This is a genomic window from Sphingopyxis sp. (genome assembly GCF_034380315.1).
In the GTDB taxonomy this organism is placed as follows: domain Bacteria; phylum Pseudomonadota; class Alphaproteobacteria; order Sphingomonadales; family Sphingomonadaceae; genus Sphingopyxis.
On the sequence record NZ_JAXMPB010000004.1, the window covers coordinates 344,796 to 367,749 of the forward strand.

At 64.9% G+C, this 22,954-nt stretch carries 25 protein-coding genes; 10 read left to right on the forward strand and 15 right to left on the reverse strand.

Annotated features, from left to right (window positions below; all coding sequences use genetic code 11):
• Positions 1–21: 21 nt before the first annotated feature.
• From U0S50_RS09890 to U0S50_RS09900, 3 genes are all read right to left on the reverse strand, one after another.
• A complete protein-coding gene (locus U0S50_RS09890; protein WP_322308600.1) occupies positions 22–990 on the reverse strand; it encodes a S41 family peptidase in 969 nt (322 codons plus the stop codon).
• Positions 987–1,448, reverse strand: a complete 462-nt coding sequence (locus tag U0S50_RS09895) for a hypothetical protein (RefSeq protein WP_322308601.1) — start codon at positions 1,446–1,448, stop codon at positions 987–989. The genes U0S50_RS09890 and U0S50_RS09895 overlap by 4 nt, the downstream gene beginning before the upstream one ends.
• A gap of 109 nt (positions 1,449–1,557) precedes the next feature.
• On the reverse strand, positions 1,558–3,723 hold the full coding sequence (locus tag U0S50_RS09900) for a S9 family peptidase (protein ID WP_322308602.1): 2,166 nt from the start codon (positions 3,721–3,723) through the stop codon (positions 1,558–1,560).
• 67 nt (positions 3,724–3,790) lie between these two features.
• Between U0S50_RS09900 and U0S50_RS09905 the strand changes: the two genes are divergently transcribed.
• From U0S50_RS09905 to U0S50_RS09930, 6 genes are all read left to right on the forward strand, one after another.
• Positions 3,791–5,617 (forward strand): aminopeptidase P family protein, encoded by a 1,827-nt coding sequence (locus U0S50_RS09905; protein WP_322308603.1) that lies wholly within the window; start codon positions 3,791–3,793, stop codon positions 5,615–5,617.
• A 7-nt stretch (positions 5,618–5,624) separates the two neighbouring features.
• Positions 5,625–6,086 carry a thioesterase family protein gene (locus tag U0S50_RS09910; protein ID WP_322308604.1) on the forward strand — a complete coding sequence of 154 codons (462 nt, stop codon included), beginning with the start codon at positions 5,625–5,627 and terminating at the stop codon, positions 6,084–6,086.
• A 254-nt stretch (positions 6,087–6,340) separates the two neighbouring features.
• Positions 6,341–6,814, forward strand: a complete 474-nt coding sequence (locus U0S50_RS09915; RefSeq protein WP_322308605.1) for a hypothetical protein — start codon at positions 6,341–6,343, stop codon at positions 6,812–6,814.
• 36 nt (positions 6,815–6,850) lie between these two features.
• Positions 6,851–7,795, forward strand: a complete 945-nt coding sequence (ribD, locus tag U0S50_RS09920) for a bifunctional diaminohydroxyphosphoribosylaminopyrimidine deaminase/5-amino-6-(5-phosphoribosylamino)uracil reductase RibD (RefSeq protein WP_416194979.1) — start codon at positions 6,851–6,853, stop codon at positions 7,793–7,795.
• 8 nt (positions 7,796–7,803) lie between these two features.
• A complete protein-coding gene (locus U0S50_RS09925) occupies positions 7,804–8,427 on the forward strand; it encodes a riboflavin synthase (RefSeq protein WP_322308607.1) in 624 nt (207 codons plus the stop codon).
• A gap of 14 nt (positions 8,428–8,441) precedes the next feature.
• The gene (locus U0S50_RS09930) at positions 8,442–8,876 is read left to right on the forward strand and encodes a GFA family protein (protein ID WP_322308608.1); all 435 of its coding nucleotides are present in this window, start codon (positions 8,442–8,444) and stop codon (positions 8,874–8,876) included.
• Here U0S50_RS09930 and U0S50_RS09935 read toward each other — a convergent pair.
• The 6 genes from U0S50_RS09935 to U0S50_RS09960 form a co-directional block, all read right to left on the reverse strand.
• Positions 8,873–9,343, reverse strand: a complete 471-nt coding sequence (locus U0S50_RS09935) for an MmcB family DNA repair protein (protein ID WP_322308609.1) — start codon at positions 9,341–9,343, stop codon at positions 8,873–8,875. The genes U0S50_RS09930 and U0S50_RS09935 overlap by 4 nt on opposite strands.
• Positions 9,344–9,356: 13 nt before the next feature.
• Positions 9,357–9,914, reverse strand: a complete 558-nt coding sequence (gene ssb, locus U0S50_RS09940; protein WP_322308610.1) for a single-stranded DNA-binding protein — start codon at positions 9,912–9,914, stop codon at positions 9,357–9,359.
• Positions 9,915–9,946: 32 nt separating this feature from the next.
• A complete protein-coding gene (gene feoB, locus U0S50_RS09945) occupies positions 9,947–11,818 on the reverse strand; it encodes a ferrous iron transporter B (protein ID WP_322308611.1) in 1,872 nt (623 codons plus the stop codon).
• Positions 11,815–12,069: a FeoA family protein gene (locus U0S50_RS09950; RefSeq protein WP_322308612.1), complete on the reverse strand. Its 255-nt coding sequence runs from the start codon at positions 12,067–12,069 to the stop codon at positions 11,815–11,817. The genes feoB and U0S50_RS09950 overlap by 4 nt, the downstream gene beginning before the upstream one ends.
• Positions 12,070–12,133: 64 nt before the next feature.
• Positions 12,134–12,799 carry a COQ9 family protein gene (locus tag U0S50_RS09955; protein WP_322308613.1) on the reverse strand — a complete coding sequence of 222 codons (666 nt, stop codon included), beginning with the start codon at positions 12,797–12,799 and terminating at the stop codon, positions 12,134–12,136.
• Positions 12,800–12,804: 5 nt separating this feature from the next.
• Positions 12,805–13,722, reverse strand: a complete 918-nt coding sequence (locus U0S50_RS09960) for a DMT family transporter (RefSeq protein ID WP_322308614.1) — start codon at positions 13,720–13,722, stop codon at positions 12,805–12,807.
• Positions 13,723–13,835: 113 nt separating this feature from the next.
• Between U0S50_RS09960 and U0S50_RS09965 the strand changes: the two genes are divergently transcribed.
• Positions 13,836–14,921, forward strand: a complete 1,086-nt coding sequence (locus U0S50_RS09965) for an alkene reductase (protein ID WP_322308615.1) — start codon at positions 13,836–13,838, stop codon at positions 14,919–14,921.
• Positions 14,922–15,000: 79 nt separating this feature from the next.
• Here the strand turns inward: U0S50_RS09965 and U0S50_RS09970 are convergent, their stop codons facing one another.
• Genes U0S50_RS09970 through U0S50_RS09990 form a run of 5 tightly spaced genes read right to left on the reverse strand, consistent with a single transcriptional unit; the run spans position 15,001 to position 18,921 of the window.
• Positions 15,001–15,660, reverse strand: coding sequence for a hypothetical protein (locus tag U0S50_RS09970; protein WP_322308616.1), 660 nt, complete (start codon positions 15,658–15,660; stop codon positions 15,001–15,003).
• Positions 15,653–16,078, reverse strand: coding sequence for a 6,7-dimethyl-8-ribityllumazine synthase (gene ribH, locus U0S50_RS09975; RefSeq protein ID WP_322308617.1), 426 nt, complete (start codon positions 16,076–16,078; stop codon positions 15,653–15,655). The genes U0S50_RS09970 and ribH overlap by 8 nt, the downstream gene beginning before the upstream one ends.
• 35 nt (positions 16,079–16,113) lie before the next feature.
• Positions 16,114–16,956, reverse strand: coding sequence for a DMT family transporter (locus U0S50_RS09980; protein WP_322308618.1), 843 nt, complete (start codon positions 16,954–16,956; stop codon positions 16,114–16,116).
• Positions 16,957–16,963: 7 nt separating this feature from the next.
• Positions 16,964–18,241 carry a 3,4-dihydroxy-2-butanone-4-phosphate synthase gene (ribB, locus tag U0S50_RS09985; protein ID WP_322308619.1) on the reverse strand — a complete coding sequence of 426 codons (1,278 nt, stop codon included), beginning with the start codon at positions 18,239–18,241 and terminating at the stop codon, positions 16,964–16,966.
• Positions 18,242–18,297: 56 nt separating this feature from the next.
• A complete protein-coding gene (locus U0S50_RS09990; protein ID WP_322308620.1) occupies positions 18,298–18,921 on the reverse strand; it encodes an ankyrin repeat domain-containing protein in 624 nt (207 codons plus the stop codon).
• Between the two features lie 85 nt (positions 18,922–19,006).
• Between U0S50_RS09990 and U0S50_RS09995 the strand changes: the two genes are divergently transcribed.
• The 3 genes from U0S50_RS09995 to U0S50_RS10005 are packed head-to-tail and all read left to right on the forward strand — an operon-like array spanning position 19,007 to position 20,809.
• A complete protein-coding gene (locus U0S50_RS09995; protein WP_322308621.1) occupies positions 19,007–19,654 on the forward strand; it encodes an SCO family protein in 648 nt (215 codons plus the stop codon).
• Between the two features lie 5 nt (positions 19,655–19,659).
• Positions 19,660–20,097, forward strand: coding sequence for a YcgN family cysteine cluster protein (locus tag U0S50_RS10000; RefSeq protein WP_322308622.1), 438 nt, complete (start codon positions 19,660–19,662; stop codon positions 20,095–20,097).
• A complete protein-coding gene (locus U0S50_RS10005) occupies positions 20,078–20,809 on the forward strand; it encodes a M48 family metallopeptidase (protein WP_322308623.1) in 732 nt (243 codons plus the stop codon). Before U0S50_RS10000 ends, U0S50_RS10005 begins: the two co-directional genes overlap by 20 nt.
• Positions 20,810–20,832: 23 nt before the next feature.
• Here the strand turns inward: U0S50_RS10005 and U0S50_RS10010 are convergent, their stop codons facing one another.
• On the reverse strand, positions 20,833–22,929 hold the full coding sequence (locus U0S50_RS10010) for a PBP1A family penicillin-binding protein (protein WP_322308723.1): 2,097 nt from the start codon (positions 22,927–22,929) through the stop codon (positions 20,833–20,835).
• Positions 22,930–22,954: the final 25 nt, after the last annotated feature.

Below are 22,954 nucleotides of genomic sequence, written 5' to 3' on the forward strand. Positions count from 1 at the left end.
GGTGTCACGGGTGGAGCCAGCCTAGCTGCCTTTCTGCGCAAGAGCCGCGTGGGCGAGCGCGAGCGCCTTGTCCAGCGCGTCGGCGGCGGGCACCGCGACATCGGGTTTCACGCCCACGCCCTGCCAGTTGGTCCCGGTGATCGGATTGACCGAGCGCTGTTCGGGCAGGCTCAGCGCGAAATGCGGGTGCACGCGGCGATATTCGAAGGGGTTGGCGCCGCCGCCGGTGATTTCGCCGACGATGATGGCGCGCTTCAGCGCTTGCAGATCGTAGGCCAGGGCCTCTGCTGCGGAAAAGGTCCGTTTAGAGGTCAGGACATACACGGGCTTGTCTTCGCCGAAGCGTCGCCCGGCGGGGGCGGGCGGTGAAAGGCGGGGGGTAAGCCGGTCGCTCGGCCGGTCATAGACGCCGCTGAGGGGCGAGCCGGGGGGCAGCAGGTGTGACAGGATCATATCCAGCGTTTCCATTCCGCCACCGTTGCGCCGCAGGTCGATGATCAGCGCGTCCCCCTGTGCCGCGACGGTCATCATGGCCGCAATGACGTCTCCGCCCAGCGCGGGAGGCGGAAAAACGCGCAGGTCGATCAGCATGATATTGCCGTCGAGCCGCTCGATCTTTTGTACCCCGTGATTGATATGGGCGCCGTAATAACGCTCGACTTCCTCGGCGGCGAAGGCTGCATCGCCGCCTTGCGCCGGAATTTCCGCTGCGCTGTAATCGACCGCCAGATGCCCGTCGCCCGACTGCTGCCGCAGCCACGCGGTCAGCGCGATCGCCAGTGTCGGACCGTCGGCGACCGTGCGCCATTGGGCCCGGCCCGATCGTAATTCTTCCGCTATCCGGGCGCCAAGCGCGCCATCGACATAGCGTGTTTCGAGCAGGGTTGCGATCGCGTCGATCGTCGCCTTTCGGTCATGGGCGTTGATCGACTGGGCCGCCGCCGGCAGGGCGACGAAAGACAGAAGAAGTGCGGCGCAAAAGCGTTTCATTGTCTCAGTTCCTGCGCAATCATATGATGGAAACTTGTCCGTTCCAGCCGGACCAGTGCGGCATCTATGATGGCGCCGAGCGGATGGGGCAGGGCGTCGTCCAGTATGTCCGCCGCGCGCGCAGCCGCCTGCCATATGCGTTCGAGCTCGGGGATCATCGCTCGCGCCGCGGCGGACAATATGTAGCGCCGTTCGCGGCGGTCGCGTCCGGGTATGGGTTCGATCAGCCCCGATCGCGTCATGGCCTGAAGCGTCTGGGTCGCGGCCGGCTGGGTAAATCCAAGTTCCGCCACGCATTCGCCAACCGACGCCGAATCGCGGTCCATCAGCAGCTGGAAATAAGGGAAATAGCGGGGCCGAAAATCGAGCCCTGCGTCGCGATAGCTTTGCTCCACCGCCTCGTCGAGCCGGGTCACGAGAAGGCGAAGGCGAGATCCAAGACCGGTTGGGCGATTCATATATAAGCGCTTATACAAATGTGAACGGCCAAGCAAGCCGATTGTTCACGGAAAGGCGGCGATGGGACAGTGGTGTCGGCGGCGGCCAGGCCGCCGGGCCGGTTTCGCGCTATTCCTCGACGCCGAGCTGGGTCAGCACGAAGGCAGACTCCTCTGCATCTTCGCGCAGCGCACCCCAACGTCCCGACTTGCCGCCGTGTCCCGCGCCCATGTTGGTGCGCAGCAGCAGCGCCGTGTCATTCGTCCGCGTCGCCCGAAGCTTTGCGACCCATTTGGCCGGTTCCCAATAAGTCACGCGCGGATCGTTGAGTCCCGCCGACACCAGCATCGGCGGATAGGCCTTGGCCGTCACATTGTCATAGGGGCTGTACGACAGCATATAATCGAACGCCGCCTTGTCGGTGATCGGATTGCCCCATTCGGGCCATTCGCCGGGGGTGAGCGGCAGTTCCTTGTCGACCATCGTGTTGATGACATCGACGAAGGGGACGCCGGCGAGCACCGCCCCCCACAGTTCGGGCGCATCGTTATAGACGACGCCCATCACCTGTCCGCCGGCCGAACGGCCCTCGATCGAAATCTTGCCCGCGCTGGTATATTTCCCGGCGACCAGCCCCCGTGCGACGTCGATGAAGTCGTTGAAGGTGTTGGTGCGTTCGGTCGTCTTGCCCGCGAGGTACCAGGCGCGGCCGAGGTCATCGCCGCCGCGGACATGCGCGATGGCATAGATCATTCCGCGATCGACAAGGCTGAGCCGCGTCGTCGAAAATCCCGGCGGCACGCGATAGCCATAGCTGCCATAGGTATAAAGATGCATCGGCGCGCTGCCGTCCCGTTCCAGGCCCTTTTTATAAACGAGCGAAGCCGGAATCATCGTTTTGCCATCACGGCTGGGAAGGTTAACCCTTTCGGTTACATATTGCGATGAATCATAACCGGATGGAATCTCCTGAACCTTCAGTGTTTCCAGTGTCCGCGACGCGATATCATAATCATAGACTGTGTCGGGGGTGACCATCGATTCATAATCGATCCGCAGCTTGTCCTGATGATATTCGGGATTGTCGCCCAGCCCCGCGACATAGGTGGCCTCCGGAAAGGCGATGCGGCCGGGATTGAGCGGTGCGTCATATCGCCGCACATCGACCTGATCGAGCCCGTCCTCGCGCGCTTCGAGCACGAAATAGTCACGAAAGATCGACAGGCCGGTCATATAGATATGATCCGATCCCGGGATCAACGTCGTCCATTCGCCGGGCTTGTCGAGGCTGGCGGTCGCGATCCGGAAATTGGGGTGCTCGTCGTTGGTATGGATGTACAGCACGTCCTCGCGGACATCGACGCTATACTCGCGTCCCTTCTTGCGAGCGGATACCAGCGCCGGTTTCGCCAAGGGATTGTCGGCAGGCAGCAGGTAAACCTCGCTCGTTTCATTGTCGCCGGTTGCGACGACGATGAAGCGATCGTCAGCGGTCTTGCCGATCCCGACGCCAAAACCGATGTCGGCTTCCTTGTAGATCTGGACGTCCTCGCTCGTCGGCGTGCCCAACCGGTGGACATGGACATTGTCGGTGCGCCAGTTTTCATTGGCGAGACCATAGACGAGCGCGTCATTGCCGGCGGTCCACACCAGCGACGACAGCGTGCCGGGGATGATGTCGGGCAACATCGCGCCGGTTTCGAGGTTGCGGAACCGGACTTCGAAACGTTCCGAGCCATTGTCGTCGAAGGCATAGGCCATGATCTTGCCGTTGGGGCTGATCGAAAGGTCGGCGAGGCGGAAATATTCCTTGTCCTTGGCGAGGGCGACCTCGTCGAGGATCAGCTGGGTGTCGCCGCCGGCCACCGGCTTGCGGTACCATTTCTTATACTCCGCGCCTTCCTCATATTCGACCCAGTAGAGCCAGTCGCCATCCTTCTGCGGCACGCTCGAATCGGCTTCCTTGATCCGTCCCTTCATTTCCTGGAACAGGGTTTCGACCAGCGCCTCGTGCGGTTTCATCGCGGCGTCGAAATAGGCGTTTTCGGCCTTCACATAATCCAGCACATCTTCGTCATCGATCGTCGGATAGCTTTGATCGCGCAGCCAGTGCCACGGGTCCGACAGCGTCTTTCCGTGCATCGTCATCTGGTGCGGGCGCTGCTCGGCAACGGGCGCGGCGGGCAGGGCAGGGGTGGTGCTGGTCAATCGATTGTCTTTCTGTTCGGCGAAAGCGGTGGCGGGGATGACGAGCGGGGTGGCAATTGCCGTCAGAAACATCCAAATAGCGCGCATGATAGTCTCCCCGCGAAGATCGTCCCTTATGGGCCGGAGCGGGCGATGTAGAAACAAGGAAGTGACCATGTCCAGCCCCGTTCATGCCGACCGCCTCGCCCGTTTGCGCGCCGCACTCGCCGCGCGCGGCCTTGATGGCTTCGTGATCCCGATCAGCGACGAGCATATGAGCGAATATGTGGGCGACTATGCCCAGCGCATGGCATGGCTGACCGGCTTCGGCGGGTCGGCGGGAACAGCGGCGGTGCTGCCCGAACGGGCCGCGGTGTTCGTCGACGGCCGTTATACGGTGCAGGTGCGCGATCAGGTGGACGGCGCCTTGTTCGATTATGTGGGCGTGCCGCAGTCGAGCGTCGCCGAATGGCTGGGCGCACATGTCAGCGCGGGGCAGAAGGTCGGCTATGACCCCTGGCTCCACGGCATCGATTGGGCGCGGGCGCTTGAGCAGGCGCTCGCGGCGAAAGGCGCGCAACTGGTGGCGGTCGACAGCAATCCGGTCGACGCCGCATGGGAGGACCAGCCCGCACCGAGCGATGCGGTCGTCACGGTCCACGACACCAGCCTGGCGGGCCAGTCGGCCGTCGAGAAGCGCGCGATCATCGCCGATTGGTTGAAGGCGAAGGGACTCGACACGACCGTGATGACCGCGCTGGATTCGGTGGCCTGGGCCTTCAACATTCGCGGCTCCGACGTGACCCACACCCCGGTCGGGCTGGCCTTTGCCCTGCTTCATGCCGACGCGACGGCGGATCTTTTCATCGCCCCGGGCAAGATCACCGATGCGGTTCGCACGCATCTGGGTAACAGCGTGCGGGTGCATGACCGAGCGGCTTTCGAACCAGCGCTTGCTGCGCTGGCAGGCAAGAAGGTGGCGGTTGACCCAGACCGGGCGGTCGCGGCGATCTTCACCGCGCTCGACCAGGCGGGCGCTGGCATCGCACGTCATCGCGATCCCGCGGTGTTGCCCAAGGCGATCAAGAATGCGGTCGAGCTGGACGGGACCCGCGCCGCACATGTTCGCGACGGGGTCGCGGTTGCCCGCTTTCTGAAATGGATGGAAGACGTCGCGCCGCAGGGCGGGCTCGACGAACTTGGGGCCGCCGCAAAGCTGAAAGCGTTTCGGGAGGAAAGCGGCGCGTTGGTCGACCTCTCCTTCGATACCATCTCGGCGGCGGGGCCCAATGGCGCCTTGCCGCATTACAAGGTCGATGAAACCACGAACCGCGCGATCGAAACCGGCACGCTCTATCTGGTCGATTCGGGCGGGCAATATGCAGATGGCACGACCGACATCACGCGTACCATCGCCATAGGGCGGCCCACCGCCGAAATGCGTCGCCGTTTCACCCAGGTTCTCAAGGGCCATATCGCGCTCGCCATGGCGCGTTTCCCCACAGGCACGCGCGGCAGCCAGCTCGACATCCTCGCGCGGCAATATCTGTGGGCCGATGGCGTCGATTATGCGCACGGAACCGGGCATGGAGTCGGTGCCTATCTGGCGGTGCATGAAGGGCCGCAGCGTATCGCGAAGCCCGCGGGCGGCCAGGCGGGCACCGAGGAACCGCTGCACGCCGGCATGATCCTGTCGAACGAGCCTGGCTATTACAAAGCGGGGCATTTCGGCATTCGCATCGAAAATCTGGTGATCGTCGTCCCGCAATGCATCGACGGCGCCGAGGAAGAGATGCTGGGCTTTGAAACCATCACCTTTGCGCCGATCGCGCGTGACCTGATCGACGGCGCGCTGTTGTCGGCGGTCGAGGCCGACTGGATCGACGCCTATCACGCCGATGTGTTGGCAAAGCTGGCACCGGCCATGGATGCGGCGACGGGCGAATGGCTGGCGGCGGCATGCGCGCCGGTCGAGCGCGGTTCCGCGGCGCTGGCGGCCTGATCCGGCGATGGCGAATCCGCGCAGCGAGGTGCCGCTGGACGATTTTCGCGTCCGCGAGGTCGTGCGTGTCCGATACAATGAGATCGACGGGCAGAACATCGTCTTCAACGGCCATTATCTGGTCTATGCCGATATTGGAGTGACCGAATATTTCCGGGCGTTGGGCGAAGGTCAGCCTGGCCCGTATTTTCACCAATATGGTACAGATATTCGCGAAACGCATTGCGAAATCGATTATCATGCCCCGGCGCGGCTTGACGAACTGATCACCATATCGGCGCGGATCAGCCGGTTCGGACGGACCAGCTTCACGCTTCATTGCGGAATTTTTCGGGATGGCGAACGGCTGACCGATATCGAAATCAGCTATGCGCATATCGACAGCGACAGCGGGCAGCCCACCCCGCTTCCGGGAACCTTCATTGCCGAAGTGCGCCGATTCGAAGCGCGGATGCCGGTACAGGATTGATTCGCAGGCGATTTACGCTGCTCCATCTCTCTACCAAAAAGGTCGAAAAAAAGGGCCGCCCAAGGGCGGCCCGTAAAAGTTTTTGGGAGAGGATGCCTAAAAGGCAAGTGTGATATTGCAGTGCACAATGAATTTCGCAACTGCGAAATGAACATCTGCTATTGCATTTTTTGCAATCGTCCTGCGCGGTCCGCAATTCGCGTGGACAGCGCATCCCTCTCGCAAAGTTGCGGTACATCGCCTAGATTGGCGGTATGAAGATGTTCAGCAAGGTCGACGTAGGCGGCGGCCTGTCCGATTTCTGGGGCTATGTCCGCGAACCGCGCCCGCACCGATGGCCAGTGTGGGGCGTTGCGGTGACGTTGTCGCTCGTCATTTTCTATGGGTTTTCCGAATATCTGATACCCTATGAAAAGCCGAAGGCGGGGATCGTCTATTTCGAAAACTGGAACGCCGATCGCAGCGCCGACGAAGTGCGCGCCGATTGGGTGGCGCGGGCCAAGGAAACGACGCGGCGCAATGCTGAACGCCGGGCCGAATATCAAAAGCTCGCCGACATGATGGGGGTCGAATATGATTCGGCCGAAGCCGACAAGGTGACGCGCGAAACGCTCGGCCCCGATGCCGAGCCGATGGCCGAAAAGAAGTCGCCGACGCCACCCCGCCGTTCGACGCTGGCTGAACGCGCGGCCCGCGGCCCGCAGGCGGCCCCGGCGGAGGCGCGCTGAACGCCGATGCTGCGGCCGCATTCCGACGCTGACTGGATGACGGCGGCGATCGCCCTGTCGGAACGCGGTCGGCCTGCGTCGGCGCCCAACCCGAATGTCGCCTGCCTGATCGTCGCGGATGGGCGGGTCGTCGGGCGCGGCTGGACCCAGCCGGGCGGGCGTCCGCATGCCGAGGCGATGGCGCTGGCGGCCGCGCGCGGCGCGGCGCGCGGGGCCAGCGTCTATGCGACACTCGAACCCTGTGCCCATCCCAGCGTGCGTGGGCCCTGCTGTACTGATTTGTTGATCGCTGCCGGGGTCGCGCGGGTGGTCGTTGCGACCCATGATCCCGATCCGCGTACCGATGGACAGGGGATCGTCCGTCTGCGCGCCGCGGGTATCGAGGTGATCGAAGGGATTGGCCGCGATACCGCGCGCGCCGCCATGGCACCCTGGTGGTCGCGGGCACAGCGCGCACGCCCCTTTGTGACCCTGAAACTTGCGACCTCGCTCGACGGCTGCATTGCTCTTGGCGACGGGACGAGCCGCTGGATCACCGGCGATCGCGCTCGGGCGCACGCGCATCTTGAGCGCGCGCGGCATGAGGGGATTTTGGTGGGACGCGGTACGCTGACGGCCGATGCGCCGCGGCTCGATGTCCGTTTGCCAGGGCTCGACGCGCGTGCACCGCGCAAATTTCTGCTTACCCACGGTGCGGCGCCCGTTGGCTGGACCGCGGTGGCGTCGCCCGAAGCGGTCGATGGCGTCGATTCGCTGCTTGTCGAAGGCGGCGCGGGCGCTGCGGCAGCCTTTGTCGCGGCCGATCGCGTCGACCGGCTGCTGCTTTACCGCGCGCCGATCCTGATCGGCGGCGGTCGCGCGGCGCTCGGCGACATCGGCCTTGGCGATCTGGCGCAGGCACATGGCCGCTGGCGGCTCGTCGACAGCCGCCTGCTTGGCAGCGACCGTCTCGACGTTTACGAGCGGGTCAGCAAAGGATAAGGGCCCCCATGTTCACCGGCATCATCACCGACATCGGCACCATTCGCAGCCGCGACGATCGCGGCGACACCCGGCTGGTCATCGGCACCTCCTTCGACGTCGACACCATCGATATCGGCGCCTCGATCGCCTGTTCGGGGGCTTGCCTGACGGTTGTGGACAAGGGGCGCGATGGCGACGGTTTCTGGTTCGCGATCGATGCCAGCGCCGAAACGCTGGCTCGTACCGCGCCTGGCATGTGGGACGCGGGCCGACGCCTCAATCTCGAGCGCGCGCTGCGTGTCGGCGACGAACTGGGCGGTCATATCGTTACCGGCCATGTCGATGCGGTCGGCCGGATCGTCGCGGCCGAAGCGGTCGGGGACAGCGTGAAGGTCACGGTTGCGGCTCCCGCCGCGCTTGCCGCGCATATTGCGCCCAAGGGATCGATAACGCTCGACGGCATCTCTCTGACCGTCAACGAGGTAAACGATCAGGCGGACGGCAGCGCGCATTTCACACTCAACATCATCCCGCATACGCAAGAGATGACGACCCTTGACGAAGTGGCGGCGGATCGGCCCGTCAATCTGGAGATCGATATTCTGGCGCGTTACCTCGCGCGGATGCAGGCGCGGGGCCGCGCCGCCTGAGAAAGGGAGCCGCCGTGGAAGCGCGTGTCAGAGGTTCGTGTCTTTGCGGCGAGATCCGTTTCGAAATAGACGGAAAAATTGGTCCTGTCGGACAATGCCATTGCTCAAAGTGCCGCAAGCTTTCCGGAACGGATGGCAATGCCATATTCCATGCGGCGGCCTCCAGCTTTCGCTGGATGACGGGGGAGCAGGAGATTCGACGGTTCACGCTCCCCGGCGGCGACGGGTGGGTATCCCATTTTTGCGGTCAATGTGGCAGCCCGGTTCCGCATCGCGACCATGGCGGGCGTTTCTTTTACGTGCCGGCGGGCCTTCTGGACGATGATCCCGGTTTCCGCGGCTATGCGGCCCATATTTTTGTGGGCTCGAAGGCGCCCTGGGTGTGCATTGCCGACGAAGCTCCGCAATTCGAGGCCGGCCTTGATTCGCCGAGAATGGATCGAGCCTAACCCTCGGCCCACCCCATGGCCAGTTCCGGATCGGCGGCGATCATCGCGCGGCGCATAGCGAGGCGGCCGATGCGCAGCAATTCGGCCTTGCGCCGCGCCGGGGCGAGCGGGCGTCGCGCGGCTTCGCGCACCACCGCTGCGCCATAGCGGTCGGCGACGATCAGTCCCGATGTTTCGGGACGATAATCGGGGGTATCGAGGATTGCGGGATCAAGCCCGACAGCGAGTGCCCAATAGAAGTGGTCGCACCAGTCGCAATAGTCGGGCCATTTTCCGTCGCCGTGAAGGTCGGCGCGGCTGACCTTGATTTCGACGATCGTGATATTCCCCTTGGCATCGATCGCGGTCAGATCGGTGCGCCGCCCGTTGGGCAAGGAGACTTCGGGAATGGCAACCAGCCCCGCCTGTGCGAACAGGCGGGAGACGCCGCGCGCCACGTCGGTGGCGGTCAACGGGTCGCTGGCCATCCGCTATCGGTCCTCAAAATGGAACGTCGTCGTCCAGATCGTCGTCGAAGGGCGGGCGTCCGCCGCCGCTGCCGCCGCTGCCGCCGCTGCCGCCGCCCTGGTTCCAGCCGCCACCCGAAGATGATCCGCCACCCTGGTTCCAGCCGCCGCCGGAACCACCACCCGACGATCCGCCGCTCCAGCTGTCGCCGCCGCCGCGCGAACCGCCGCCGCCGCCGGGAGCGCCATCGAGCATCGTCAGTGTGCCGCCCATGCCCGCGACGACCACTTCGGTCGTGTAGCGGTCATTGCCGTCGCGGTCCTGCCACTTGCGGGTGCGCAGGCTGCCTTCGATATAGATTTTGCTACCCTTTTTCAGGAAGCGTTCGACCACCCCGACCAGCCCGTCGCCGTTGATCACGACGCTGTGCCATTCGGTGCGCTCCTTGCGCTCGCCGGACATCCGATCCTTCCACTGTTCGGACGTCGCGATGCGCAGATTGGCGATCTTGCCGCCGTTCTGGAACGACTTGATTTCGGGGTCGGCGCCCAGATTGCCGATCAAAATAACCTTGTTGACGCTGCCAGCCATCGCCGTTCCGCTCCGCTTGAAAGTTGGGAGGATCAGCCAAGACCAAAGGCAACGGCTGTCCAATAAGTGATACCCGCAGCGGCATAGGCGAGCGCGAACAAATAGCCAACCATGAACAACGGCCATTTCCATCCGTTGGTTTCGCGCCGGGTGATCGCGATGGTCGAAATGCACTGCGGGGCAAAGACGAACCAGGCGAGGAAGGCGAGCGCTGTCGCGATGCTCCATTTGCCCTGCAGTCGTTCGCCGAGCGATTCGGCCATCGCCTCTTCGTCGTCGCCAGCGTCGATCGCATTGGCGGTCGCCATCGCCGATACTGCGACCTCGCGCGCCGCCATGGCCGGGATCAGCGCCAGCGCAATATCGTGGTTGAAGCCGATTGGTTTGACCACCACCTCGAGCCCGCTCGCGATGCGTCCCGCGACGCTATATTCGACCTGGCTTTCGCCGCCATCCGCCGGGGCCTTGGGATAGGACAGCAACAGCCACAGCGCGATGGTGGTCACGAAGATGATCGTGCCGGCACGGCGCAGGAAGATCCAGGCCCGCTGCCACAGCGCGATCGCCACGTCGGCGATCCGCGGCCATTGATAGCGCGGCATTTCCATCATGAAGCTGGCGGTGCTGCCCTTGGCAATGGTGCGGCGCAGGGCAAAGGCGACGACCAACGCCCCGACGATGCCGGCGACATACAGGCCGAACAGCACCAACCCCTGGAGCCCGACCGGCGATCCGCCGACGCTGCGATTGGGGATGAAGGCGCCGATGATCAGCGTATAGACGGGCAGCCGCGCCGAACAGGTCATCAGCGGCGCGATCAATATCGTCGTCAGCCGGTCCTTTGCATCCGGGATGGCGCGCGTCGCCATGATGCCGGGAACCGCGCAGGCAAAGCTGGAGAGGAGCGGGATGAAGCCGCGCCCCGACAGCCCGACCTTCGCCATGATGCCGTCCATCAAAAAGGCGGCGCGGGTCATATAGCCCGAAGCTTCGAGCAGCAGGATGAACAGGAAGAGGATCAGAATCTGGGGCAGGAAGACGACCACCGACCCGACACCGCCCAATATCCCCTCGACGATCAGGCCGCGCAGGAACCCGTCGGACAGGGTGCCGACGACCATTTCCTGGAGGGCGCCGATCCCGCCCTCGATCCATCCGATCGGCGCTTCCGACCAGGCATAGACCGCCTGGAACATGACGAACATCAACCCCAGCAGGATCAGAAAGCCCGCGACCGGATGCAGGAAGACCGCGTCGACGCGTTGGGTCCAGCGGCGCACCGGCGTTTCGGCAATCGTCGCGGCGCGCGCGACCGTGCGGGCGCGCTGATGGAGCGAGGCATCGCCCTGCGGCGCGGCGGCGGCGGGGGCCGCCTGGGTCTGGTGCGACAAGATGGCGCCATCGACCGCGGCGAGCAGGTCGGTCAGGCCGCGGCGGCGCACTGCGACGGTCGGCACCACCGGCACTCCGAGTTCGGCGGCGAGCCGGTCGGGATCGAGCGTCAGCCCGTCGCGCGTCGCAAGGTCGAGCATGTTGAGCGCGACCACGGTTGGCAGGCCGAGCGCGATCAGTTCGAGCGCGAAGCACAGATGATTGTCGAGATTGGCGGCATCGACGACGATGATCAGTGCGTCGGGGCGCTTTTCGCCCTGTTGCCGACCCATCACCACGTCGCGCGTCACCGCTTCGTCGGGACTCGACGGGGTCAGGCTGTAGCTGCCGGGCAGGTCGACCAGCGCCAGCGGTCGCCCGTCGGAAAAGCTGGCGTGGCCGCCTTTGCGTTCGACGGTGACGCCCGGATAGTTGGCGATCTTTTGCCGCGCGCCGGTCAGTGCGTTGAACAGGCTGGATTTTCCGGCATTGGGATTGCCGACCAGCGCAACGGTGGGCATGGCGCCGGTCATGCCGCGACCGCCGGTTCGACCTCGATCGCTGCCGCCTGCGCGGCGCGGATGATCACCTTCATCCGACCGACCGACAGCGCCAGCGGATCGCGCGAGAACAGGCTGCCGCGGTGCAGCGGAGTCACCTCGACGCCTTCCATCATCCCGAATTCGCGCAGGCGCCGCCCCTCGTCCTGTGACAGCCGGTCCCAGTCGATGCGGGAAATGCGGACGGCCATGCCGAGTGGGATGGAATCAAGCCTTGCGTTCATTTGCGAGCGATTATCAATAACAAGGGGCGAGCGCCAGCCTTGATTGATGATCGCGCTGTACGGCTTACCGGCCGGGGTAACGCAGCCGTCCGATGAAACGGGCCAGGCTGGGGCGTTCGATGCTACGCGCCGAGCGGCGGTGCTTCCAGCTTTCGAACCGCATCACTCCATCGATCCGGCGTGCCAGAAAGGCGCGGGTGTCGGCAAAGCCTTCGCTCTCGTCGTTCAGGAATACCGCCATGGTCGCCGCATAGACCGAAGCCAGGATCGCGCGCTTGCTGTAGTGATTATAGTCGGTGGCGGTGTCGCCCGCGAGCCGCCACATCGTATCGGCGGCCCGCCAACCGAGCTTTGCGGCAAAGGCTGCATTGGTCGGCAGGGCGAGCAGTGCCAGCGCGCGGCGCAGCGATTCGCGATCCGGCGCGAGAAGGTCGATCCGGGTTTCGACGAGGGTGGTGATCCGTTGGCGAATCTTCAGCGTCGCCAGTTTGTCGGCCGGCCATTGCTCGGCCATGCGCGCATCGATGGCGGCGAACCAAGCGTCGACCATATCCCGCCCGCCGCCAGGAAAGGCCAGCCGCGCGACATCGGCATCGACGCCGGCGCGGGTAGCCGCATCGGCAATCGCGGCCTGTCCGAAACCGTCAAAGGCGGCCGAGGAGGCGATCAGCGGGGCGAGTGCGGCGCGAATCTCGTCGAGAGTCGGGTCGGCGGGAAGGATCGAAGCCATGCCTTTCAGATAGGCGCTGCGCGGCGGCTGGGCAACCGTATCAGGACGAGCGCGGCGCCGACCATCACTCCGCCGACGATGTCGATGGCGCCCAGCCGCTCGTCGAACGCCAGCCACCCCGCCAGCGCGGCGACCGCCGGCTGGACAAGCAGGGTCAGCCCGACGACCAGCGGAGAAAAGCGCGGCAGCGACCAGATGAGCAGCCCCTGGCCGATGATCTGACTGGTCAGTGCGAGCAGCAGCACCGTGGACCAGTCGCGCGGCATCACCACTTCACCCATTGCCAGCGAGGTGCCGAGCAGCATCGGTACGCAAATGGCGGTGGAAATGGTCAGCGCCGCCCAGGGGTCAAGCTCGCCCCGCGCGCGCTGCATCAGCAACACATAGCCGGTGTAGAGCACCCCGGCGAGCAGGCTGAGCAAATCACCGACCAGATAGGCGGGCGAAAGTTCATAGCTTTGGCCCATCAACAGGGCCGACCCCGCAAAGGCGAGCAGGATCGCCACCGCCGGCCATCCACGGGGCAATGTACGCGCCGCCATGATTCCCCAGATCACCAGCAGCAGGCTGGCGCAGTTTCCGAACAGTGTCGCATTGGCGACCTTGGTTTGGAGGATGCCGATGTGCCACGCGATCAGATCGATCGCGAAAAATACGCCGGCAAAGCTGGCGATCGCGGTCATGCCGCGCGACGGCATCCTTCCGCCCGTCGCACGCCACGCGAAAAAGGCAAGAAAGGGCAGCGCGAGCAGCATGCGCCAAAAAGCGGTTGCGACGGGCCCGGTGTCGGCAAGCCGCACGAGCATGGCGCCGAGCGACAGCGCGATATTGCCGCCGAGCAGTGCCGCAAAGGCCAGCCGCCCGCCTTTTGGGGGCGCGGCACCGTTTTCGGCCTTGGGGACGGGAGCTTGCTTCGCGGCCATTTAGATTTTCTTTTACAACCTACCCTTGTCAGGGGCGTGAAGCCCCCATAGCTTTTGGCCCATAGCGACGGCCCGCGGGGACGTCGCGGGCAAAGTGGAAGGTGGAAGAGATTATGACCGTTTCGCTGTTCGATCCGATTTCGCTGGGCGCCATCGAGGCGCCGAACCGCATCATCATGGCGCCGTTGACGCGCGGCCGCGCGGGGCCGGGCTTTGTCCCGAACGAACTGGCGGTGGAATATTATCGCCAGCGTGCCTCGGCGGGGCTGATCATATCGGAGGCGACGGGCATCTCTCAGGAAGGGCTTGGCTGGCCCAATGCGCCGGGCTTGTGGACCGAGGCGCAGGTGGAGGGGTGGAAACCGGTGACGGATGCCGTCCATGCCGCCGGCGGACGGATCGTCGCCCAGCTATGGCACATGGGACGGCTGGTCCATCCCCTGTTCAACGACGGAAAGCCGGCGGTTTCGTCGTCGGCGACGCGCTATGATGATCGCGCATATACGCCGCAAGGGCGGCTGCCGCTCGAAGAGGCGCGTCCGTTACGGTTCGACGAAATTCCGCGCGTCATCGCCGATTTTGTCCGTGCCGCCGAAAATGCGCGGAGGGCCGGGTTCGACGGGGTCCAACTGCACGGCGCCAACGGCTATCTGATCGACCAGTTCCTGCGCGACAACAGCAATTTTCGCGACGATGATTATGGCGGGCCGGTCGAGAATCGCATCCGCCTGCTGCGCGAAGTGACCGAGGCGCTGATCGGCGTCTGGGGTGCGGGGCGGGTGTCGGTGCGGCTGTCGCCGAACGGCGACACGCAGGGCGTCGACGACAGCGCGCCCGAAAAACTGTTCCCGGCCGCCGCGGCGATGCTCGATGCGCTGGGCATCGGCTTTCTCGAACTGCGCGAACCCGGCGCGGACGGCAGTTTCGGGCGCACCGACGTGCCCAAACAGTCCCCGGCGATCCGCGAAGCGTTCAGGCGGCCACTGATCCTGAACAGCGATTTCGATGTCGCGAAGGCAGAGGCGGCGCTGACAACCGGCCTTGCCGATGCGATCAGCTTCGGCCGTCCGTTCATCAGCAATCCCGATCTTGTGGACCGTATCCGAACCGGCGCCGTCTGGGCGCCGGACAATTACAAGAGCTGGTATTCGCCGGGCCCCGAAGGATATATCGACTATCCGGCGTTGCAGACGGCCTGACGGCCTATCGGTGCGCGCTTCGGCCTTCCTCGGCCGGGGGCGCCGCCGGCGCGGTCGGTTCGTTATTCGGGGCAGGGCGTCATCTGTCCTTCAGTGCCCGGTCGACGATAGCGCCGCCCACGGTGCCGATCGCATTGCCGCCGAAACGAATCAGCGCGAAAATAACCGCGAACAGGATCACCGGCGACGCCCAGAACAGGATCAGGCCGAGAAACAGCAAGCCGAAAAAAAGTGACATGAGGCCACCGGTCAGCGTGGCTTGCCCCTGTTCGCCGAGTTCGACGGTTCGTGGCCCCTTTATATCCCACCATTTGCTGGTTTGGATCGTTTTGCGGGTCCCCGGCGCGGTAGGTTTGCGATCCGGAATGCGGGCCGGGTCGGTTGCGGCTGGCTGCGCTGCCCGTTCGGCGGCGCGCGGTGCGCCCTTGCCCCAGGGTGAAGGCGCCGCGCCGCGGCGCTTGTCGGCATGGGCCGCCTCACGGCGCGTCGGTGGGGGGTGGGCGGCTGGCTGAGCCGGCGCCGGACGCGGCGCGGCAGGTGAAGCGGCCCGCGTTGGCGGCGGCGATTCACGCTCGGAAGGGGCGACCGTAAGGTTCGGCGTTACCCCCATCCGGCGGTCATGTTCGGCCATGCGTTCGGCCGCCGTCGGGGGCGTGGTGCCGCTGATCCGGTCGATCACGACCAGCCGCCCGCCGCGTTCAACGACCGAAAAGCGGCTGGGAGGCGGGCGGTCAACCAATGCCGAATTGCTCCTTCAGCGCCAGCATGGCGATTGCGGCCCTTGCCGCCTCGCCGCCCTTATCCTTGCGCGTCTTGTCGGCGCGTGCAAGCGCCTGTTCTTCATTTTCGACGGTCAATATGCCGTTACCGATCGCCAGCCCGTCGAGGGTCAGCGCCATGATACCGCGCGCGCTTTCGTTTGACACCACCTCGAAATGATATGTTTCGCCGCGGATCACCACGCCGAGGGCGACATAGGCGTCAAAACGCCCGCTGTCGGAGGCGAGCGCGATCGCTGCCGGCACTTCGAGCGCGCCGGGTACTGTCACCGTTTCATGGCTGTGTCCTGCGGCGTCGAGGGCGCTGCGTACGCCGTCGAGCAGCATGTCGTTCAAATGGCTGTAAAAACGGGCTTCGACGATGAGGATATGGGCCACGGGAGTTCCTTTGATGGGTTGAAGGGGAGGGTGCGTTAAACGGGATTCCAAAGCAATAGAATCAGTGTACCGACTATGATCAACAGGGCCGCGGTTATACTCCGCGCGGTCATGCGTTCTCCCATCCAACCCCATGCGATGAAAAGGCTGATCAGGATACAGGTTTCGCGCAGCGCGCTGACGATCGCGACCGGCGCATAGCGAAGCGCGACGAGCGTTGACCCGAAGCTGATGATCGCCAGTGCCCCGGCCTTGACACCGTGGCGCAGGTCGCGCCGCATCCTGTTTAGCGCGGCGGGTCCGGCGCTGGCCCGATATTGCAGGGCCAGCGACAGGCCGGTGCCGAAGAAGAACCAGGACAGGAAAGGCAGGACCCCCTCGCTGGCGCGCATCCCGCCTGCATCGACGATCGTATAGGCGGCGGTCAAGCAGCCCGCGCCGAGCGCCGCCAACAAACCGGCTGTCCGGATTCGACCGCCGGTGGATAGCCAGATGATGCCAAGGCTGATCGCGGCGATACCAATCAACGCGGTGGGGCTGGGCCTCTCGTTCAGGATCATCGCGCCGCCGATCACGGTGACGAGAGGGGCGGTGCCGCGCGCGATGGGAAAGGCGACGGCAAAATCGTTCAGCGTGTAGGAGCGCGTCAGAACCAGCGAATAGACGCTGTGCAGCATGATCGCTCCGGCCAGCCAGGGAAGCATGGCGGCGCTCGGCAGTCCGACGATGAAAAGGAACGGCAAGGCGGCCGCAACCCACACGAGGCCGCATAGCGCGCGTACCGCTTCCTGATCCTCGCCCGACTTGAGCATCGCGTGGGACGATGCCGTGGTCAGTGCCGCCACCATGGCGAAACCGATGCCGAGCGATTGGCTCATGATGCGGCTATTCGGTTTCTCCCGGGATTGGGCGTTCGCCGACGATCGACAGGCCATAGCCTTCGAGGCCGACGATATTGCTGTGCGTCGGGGTCAGCAATTCCATGGCGTGAACGCCAAGATCGGCGAGGATCTGGGCGCCGATGCCATAGGTGCGCAGGTCCATGCCGCCGGGCGGCGGCGGGGCGGCTTCGGCGGCCGCCGATCCGGGCAGCGGGCGCATCAGCATCACGATAACCCCGGACCCGGCTTCGCCGATCGCCTCCATCGAACGCTGCAGGCGGCGCTTTTTCGGACCGGGACGGCCCATGATGTCGTCAAAGATCGATACGGGGTGCATGCGCACCAGCGTCACGCCCGCCGGATCAACCGCACCCTTTTGCAGCACCAGATTGACGCTGCCGTCGATCTTGTTGCGATAGGATTTCAGGCGCCATTCGCCGCCATAATCGGATTCGAACGGTTCGTCGGCGACGCATTCGACCAGCTGGTCGCTGCGGTTGCGATAGGCGATCAGGTCGGCGATCGTCCCGATCTTCAGCCCATGGCGCCGCGCGAAGGGAATCAGATCGTCGAGCCGTGCCATCGACCCGTCGTCGTTCATGATCTCGCAGATCACGCCCGAGGGGTTGAGGCCAGCCAGCCGCGCGATATCGACCGATGCCTCGGTATGCCCGGCGCGGACCAGCACGCCACCGTCGCGTGCGATCAGCGGAAAGACATGGCCCGGCGTGACGATGTCACTGCGCCCCTTGGCGGCGTCGATCGCGACCGACACGGTGCGCGCACGGTCGCCGGCCGAAATCCCGGTGGTCACGCCTTCGCGCGCCTCGATCGAGGTGGTGAAGGCGGTTTCGTGCCGCGTGCCATTGTTGCGGCTCATGAGCTCGAGGCCCAGTGTTTCGACACGGTCGCGGGTCAGCGTCAGGCAGACCAGCCCGCGCCCATGCGTCGCCATGAAGTTGATCGCATCGGGGGTCGCCATCTGTGCCGGGATGACCAGATCGCCCTCATTCTCCCGATCTTCGTCATCGACCAGAATGAACATGCGGCCGTTGCGCGCTTCGGCGATGATTTCTTCCGGAGAGGCCATCGGCGACAGGTCGCTGCCATGCGCCAGCCAGTCTTCCAGTTTGCGCAGGGTGTCGGCGGTCGGGTTCCAGCCGGGCGAATCGAGGTCGCGCAGGCTGTTGGCATGAAGGCCGGCAGCGCGTGCGAGGCCGGACCGCGACATGGCGCCGTCCTCGACGATGGAGCGAATGCGATCGATGAGTTGTGTGGACATGAAACCATGTTTCACATCCTAATGTGATTGTCAATCGCGCTATCACATTGCGGTGGTCATTTGGGTCCGAAAACGGGCCCGATGTCGCGAACAGGGGCGTCGGCTTTGGCATCGAGCAACGCGAGCAGGTCGCCGGTGCGGTCGTCGCGTTTGGCATAATCGCGCGCCGACATGCCCGCGATATGATCGGCCTTGTCCGGATTGGCGCCGCTGCGAACCAGCAGGCGGACCATTGCGGCGTTGCGCGATTGCACCGCCAGGATCAGCGCGGTTTCGCCGCGGCGGTTCGCCTGGTCGACGGGCGCCTTGCGTTCGATCAGCGCGTCGGCGCCGTCGGTGAAATTGAGCAAGGCGCTATGCATCAGCGGCGTGACGCCCTGGCGGTCGGCGATCGCGGGATCGGCGCCTTTGCTCAGCAGGAAGCGCACCCAATTTGTGTCGCGCCGCCTGGTGGCGATTGCGAGGGCGGTTTCGCCGCTGTCCGGATGGCGGGTGTTCACCAGCGAGGGATCGTCCTTCAGCGCGTCGCTCGCCTTGGTCCCGTCGCGATTTTCCACCGCCATCAAAAAGGCATAGCCGCCGCGAAACTGCGCCTGCGCAGGGGTGGTCAGCCCCAGCCCGGCGGCAACCGATGCGAGCAGCAGGATGGAGGCAAAGCGAATTTCCGCGCGTCGGAACATATTTGGGCGACCCCTGAGCGAAATGCGTCGCGCGTGCGACGACAAAAGGTTGATTTTCGGCGGCTGGCCGACCAAGGCTGACCGCATGATGACCTTTGCAATTATGGGGCAAAACCGCCTGCGTTCAACCCTGGTGCTCGCTTTTGCCGCGATGCTCGCTGGTTGTAACGCCCCGGCGGGTTCGGCGCCCGATGCCCGCCCGCCGCTGGAGGGTGCACGCATTGGCGGTCCTTTCACGCTCACGGACCATAACGGCCGCACCGTTCGCGACAGTGATTTCGCGGGACAGTATCGGCTCGTCTATTTCGGATACAGCTTTTGTCCCGATATCTGCCCGGTCGATCTGCAAAAGCTGATGCGCGGGCTGACGAAGTTCGAAAAGGCGGATGCTGTGCGCGGAGCAAAGGTCCAGCCGCTGTTCATCACCATTGATCCTGCACGCGATACGTCCGATGCGCTGAAGCCCTTTGTCGCGCGCTATCACCCGCGCCTGCTTGGACTGACGGGCACTCCCGATCAGATCGCGGTGGCCGCCAAGGCCTATGTCGTCACTTATCACAAGGTCGATGGATCGGCGTCGGACCGGTATTTGATGGCGCACAGCCAGCTCGCCTTTTTGATGGGGCCGGACGGAAAGCCGCTGGCGCTGTTGCCGCTCGACGATCCGTCGACCGACACCGACGAGGGCAAGCCCGAACTGGTGGCCGCCGAGTTGGCGAAGTGGGTGAAGTAACCCCTTTGGCAGCAGGTCGCCCCTTTTGGGAGGCGCCGCTCAGCAGCCTCGATGCCGGGCAGTGGGAGGCGCTGTGCGATGGATGCGGCAAATGCTGTCTCCATAAATTGGAAGATGAAGATACGGGGCGCATCTATCCCACCAATGTTGCATGCCGCCTGCTCGACCTTGGGACCGCGCGCTGTGGCGATTACAAGCATCGCCGCCGCCATGTCCCCGATTGCCTGACCCTGACCAAGGGGCGCGTGGCCGATATCGAATGGTTGCCGCAAAGCTGCGCCTATCGATTGCGCGCCGAAGGGCGACCGCTTCCGGACTGGCATTATCTGGTCAGCGGTGATCGCGATGCGGTCCACCGTGCCGGCGAATCGATCGTTGGCTGGACGGTTGGCGAGGATGTGGCGGGCCCGCTCGAGAATCATCTTGTCGAGCGCATCGTCTGATCGCGGTGCAGCGGACCCGCAGATCCGGGTCGGCGATACGAGTTGGCCGGTCCGGCTTGTCCCGCACGCCCAGTCGCGCCGCTATCGGCTGGTCTTCGATGCAGCGCGCGGCGAATTCCGGCTGACCCTGCCACGGCGGGCAAGTGCGGCGCGAGCGCTCAAATGGGCGGGCGACCAGCGGGAATGGATCGCCGAGCAAGTGGGCAAGGCGGCGCTGCCGATCGCCGTCGGTCCGGACAGCGCGGTGCCGCTGTTCGGTATCGAACGCCGTATCGCCTGGACCCCTGCGGCGCCGCGCGCCGTACGCCTCGATGGCGGATGGATCCACCTTGGCGGCCCGGCCGATACCGTCGCGCGCCGTATCGAGCGCTGGCTGAAGGGCGAAGCGCTCGCGCTGATGGAACGCGAAAGCCGCGAGATTGCGGGCCGCGCAGGGCTGGCGGTCGGCCGCGTGGCAGTTGGCGATCCGCGCAGCCGGTGGGGCAGTTGCACCGCGACCGGCGATCTGCGCTACAGTTGGCGGCTGGTGATGGCGCCCGATCATGTCCGCCGCGCAACCGTCGCGCACGAGGTCGCGCATCTGCGTCATATGCATCACGGGCCCGATTTTCACGCGCTGGTCGACGAATTGCACGATGGCGACGTTGCGTCGGCGCGCCAGTGGTTGCGACGCGAGGGGCGCGGCCTGCACCGCTATAAGTTCACCGCCTGAAACGCCGGGCCATCAACATCAGGTCATTCGGTTTCTTCGGCCCCCTGCCGTGGCGGAGCCTTGGGCAACGGCACGATGACCTTCGGCGCCGCAGCAGGAGGAGGCGGCGCCTTGGTCTGCGGGGCCGGACGGGGGACGGCACCGGGTTCCGGCGCGGGGCGCCGCCCTGTCTGTTCCTCGATCCACTGCTGGTTCAGTACCGGGCCGTCGTCCTGCGGCGGGCCAGAGGGGTTTCCGGGGACCGGATCGACGACGGGCAATTCGATCGGCATGCCATTTTCATCGACTAGCCCCTCTTGTCCGGGCTCCCCGAAATAGGCGTCGCCTTCTTCTTCAAGCTGCCATTCGGGCAGGACGACCTCGGTATCGAACGCCTCGACCGGGCGGCGTGCGACGGCAACGCGCATATAATCGGCAAAGGCCTTGGCTGGCGCGCGGCCGCCCTGCAATCCGCCGACGGGTTTCGCATCGTCGCGGCCCATCCAGACGCCCGTTGTCAGTCCGCTCGAAAAGCCCAGGAACCATCCATCCTTGTTGCTGGACGTCGTCCCGGTCTTGCCGGCAACCGGGCGACCGATCTGCGCCGCGCGGCCGGTCCCGGTGTTGACCGCAGTCTGCATCAGGTCGGTGATGCCCGCCGATACCCAATGATCGACTAGCGTCTGCCCATTTTGCGGCTGCCGCTGATACAGGAGTTCGCCGTCGGCGGTTGTGACCTTCGTAATGGCATAAGGCTGGACCGACACGCCCTTGCGCGCGATGGCGGCAAAGGCAGCCGTCATGTCGATGACTCGCACTTCGGCGCTGCCCAACACCATCGAGGGGTGGGTGTTGATCGGAGTCGAGATGCCGAACCGGCGGGCCATATTGGCGACCGAGGAAAAGCCGACCTCGTCACCCAGCTTGGCGGCGACGGTGTTGACCGAATAGGCAAAGGCCGTGCGCAGGCTCATCGGTCCTGAAAAGCGGCCCGAAGAGTTGCGCGGACTCCATCCGTTGATCGTCACCGGTTCATCGACCACCTGATCGTCGACCTTGTAGCCAGCCTCGAGCGCCGCCATGTACACAAAGACCTTCCAGGCCGATCCCGGCTGGCGCATCGCCTGTGTCGCCCGGTTGTAGTTGGACGCGACATAATCGGTGCCGCCGACCATCGCGCGGACCGCGCCATCGCGATCGACCGATACCAACGCGCCCTGCACGCCTTTTGGCGTGTTCGCCTGGATGGCGGCGGTGGCCGCGCGCTGCATACCGAGGTCTATCGTCGTATAAACGTCGAGAGCCGCGCTCCCCTCGTCGATCAGCATGTCGAGCTGAGGCAGGGCCCAGTCGGTGAAGTAGCGGGCGCTGTTCTGTCCGGTTTCCTGCGCCAGTTGCACATTGGCGGGTTCGGCCCCATCGGCCTGCGAGCGCGTGATCACCCCTGCATCGACCATCACGTCGAGCACCACGCCGGCGCGGCCAAGTGCCGCCTGGGCGTCGGCGGTCGGCGAATAGCGCGAAGGTGCCTTGACCAATCCCGCGATCACCGCGGCTTCCGACAGCGACATCTCGGTTGCGCTATGTCCGAAGAACCGGCGCGAAGCGGCATCGATGCCATAGCTGCCGCCGCCGAAATATACCTTGTTGAGATACAGCTCGAGCAACTCATCCTTCGAAAATTTCCATTCGAGCGCCATCGCCAGGATCATCTCGCGCGCCTTGCGCGACCAGGTGTAGCTGTTCGACAGAAAGACGTTGCGAGCGAGTTGCTGGGTGATCGTCGAGGCACCCTGCATGCGCCGGCCGGTACCATAATGCTGGACCGCGAACATGGCGGCGCGGGTCATCCCCACCGGATCGACCCCGGGATGATAGCGGAAGCGCCGGTCCTCGACCGCGACCATGGCATCCTGCATGACCTGCGGCGTCTCGCGCAGCGTCAGCCAGCGGCCGTAATTGGGGCCAAGCGACAGGAACACGGTGCCGTCGGCGGCGCGGACGCGGATCGTTTGCCCGGCCGGCGATTTTTTCAGTTCCTCGAAACTCGGCATGCGTTGCACCGCAATGCCGACCGCAACGGCCAGGGCCACCGCGCCGACCAGCGCCAAGGCAAGGCCCCAGCGCAGCACGCGCCGCATCCACACGCGAAACCGTGACGGCGCA

Bases quoted from the DNA above. Each gene is read 5' to 3' on its own strand.
- U0S50_RS09890 (WP_322308600.1), bottom strand. From the start codon at position 990: ATGAAACGCTTTTGCGCCGCACTTCTTCTGTCTTTCGTCGCCCTGCCG.
- U0S50_RS09895 (WP_322308601.1), bottom strand. From the start codon at position 1,448: ATGAATCGCCCAACCGGTCTTGGATCTCGCCTTCGCCTTCTCGTGACC.
- U0S50_RS09900 (WP_322308602.1), bottom strand. From the start codon at position 3,723: ATGCGCGCTATTTGGATGTTTCTGACGGCAATTGCCACCCCGCTCGTC.
- U0S50_RS09905 (WP_322308603.1), top strand. From the start codon at position 3,791: ATGTCCAGCCCCGTTCATGCCGACCGCCTCGCCCGTTTGCGCGCCGCA.
- U0S50_RS09910 (WP_322308604.1), top strand. From the start codon at position 5,625: ATGGCGAATCCGCGCAGCGAGGTGCCGCTGGACGATTTTCGCGTCCGC.
- U0S50_RS09915 (WP_322308605.1), top strand. From the start codon at position 6,341: ATGAAGATGTTCAGCAAGGTCGACGTAGGCGGCGGCCTGTCCGATTTC.
- ribD (WP_416194979.1), top strand. From the start codon at position 6,851: ATGACGGCGGCGATCGCCCTGTCGGAACGCGGTCGGCCTGCGTCGGCG.
- U0S50_RS09925 (WP_322308607.1), top strand. From the start codon at position 7,804: ATGTTCACCGGCATCATCACCGACATCGGCACCATTCGCAGCCGCGAC.
- U0S50_RS09935 (WP_322308609.1), bottom strand. From the start codon at position 9,343: ATGGCCAGCGACCCGTTGACCGCCACCGACGTGGCGCGCGGCGTCTCC.
- ssb (WP_322308610.1), bottom strand. From the start codon at position 9,914: ATGGCTGGCAGCGTCAACAAGGTTATTTTGATCGGCAATCTGGGCGCC.
- feoB (WP_322308611.1), bottom strand. From the start codon at position 11,818: ATGACCGGCGCCATGCCCACCGTTGCGCTGGTCGGCAATCCCAATGCC.
- U0S50_RS09950 (WP_322308612.1), bottom strand. From the start codon at position 12,069: ATGAACGCAAGGCTTGATTCCATCCCACTCGGCATGGCCGTCCGCATT.
- U0S50_RS09955 (WP_322308613.1), bottom strand. From the start codon at position 12,799: ATGGCTTCGATCCTTCCCGCCGACCCGACTCTCGACGAGATTCGCGCC.
- U0S50_RS09960 (WP_322308614.1), bottom strand. From the start codon at position 13,722: ATGGCCGCGAAGCAAGCTCCCGTCCCCAAGGCCGAAAACGGTGCCGCG.
- U0S50_RS09965 (WP_322308615.1), top strand. From the start codon at position 13,836: ATGACCGTTTCGCTGTTCGATCCGATTTCGCTGGGCGCCATCGAGGCG.
- U0S50_RS09980 (WP_322308618.1), bottom strand. From the start codon at position 16,956: ATGAGCCAATCGCTCGGCATCGGTTTCGCCATGGTGGCGGCACTGACC.
- ribB (WP_322308619.1), bottom strand. From the start codon at position 18,241: ATGTCCACACAACTCATCGATCGCATTCGCTCCATCGTCGAGGACGGC.
- U0S50_RS09990 (WP_322308620.1), bottom strand. From the start codon at position 18,921: ATGTTCCGACGCGCGGAAATTCGCTTTGCCTCCATCCTGCTGCTCGCA.
- U0S50_RS09995 (WP_322308621.1), top strand. From the start codon at position 19,007: ATGATGACCTTTGCAATTATGGGGCAAAACCGCCTGCGTTCAACCCTG.
- U0S50_RS10010 (WP_322308723.1), bottom strand. From the start codon at position 22,929: ATGCGGCGCGTGCTGCGCTGGGGCCTTGCCTTGGCGCTGGTCGGCGCG.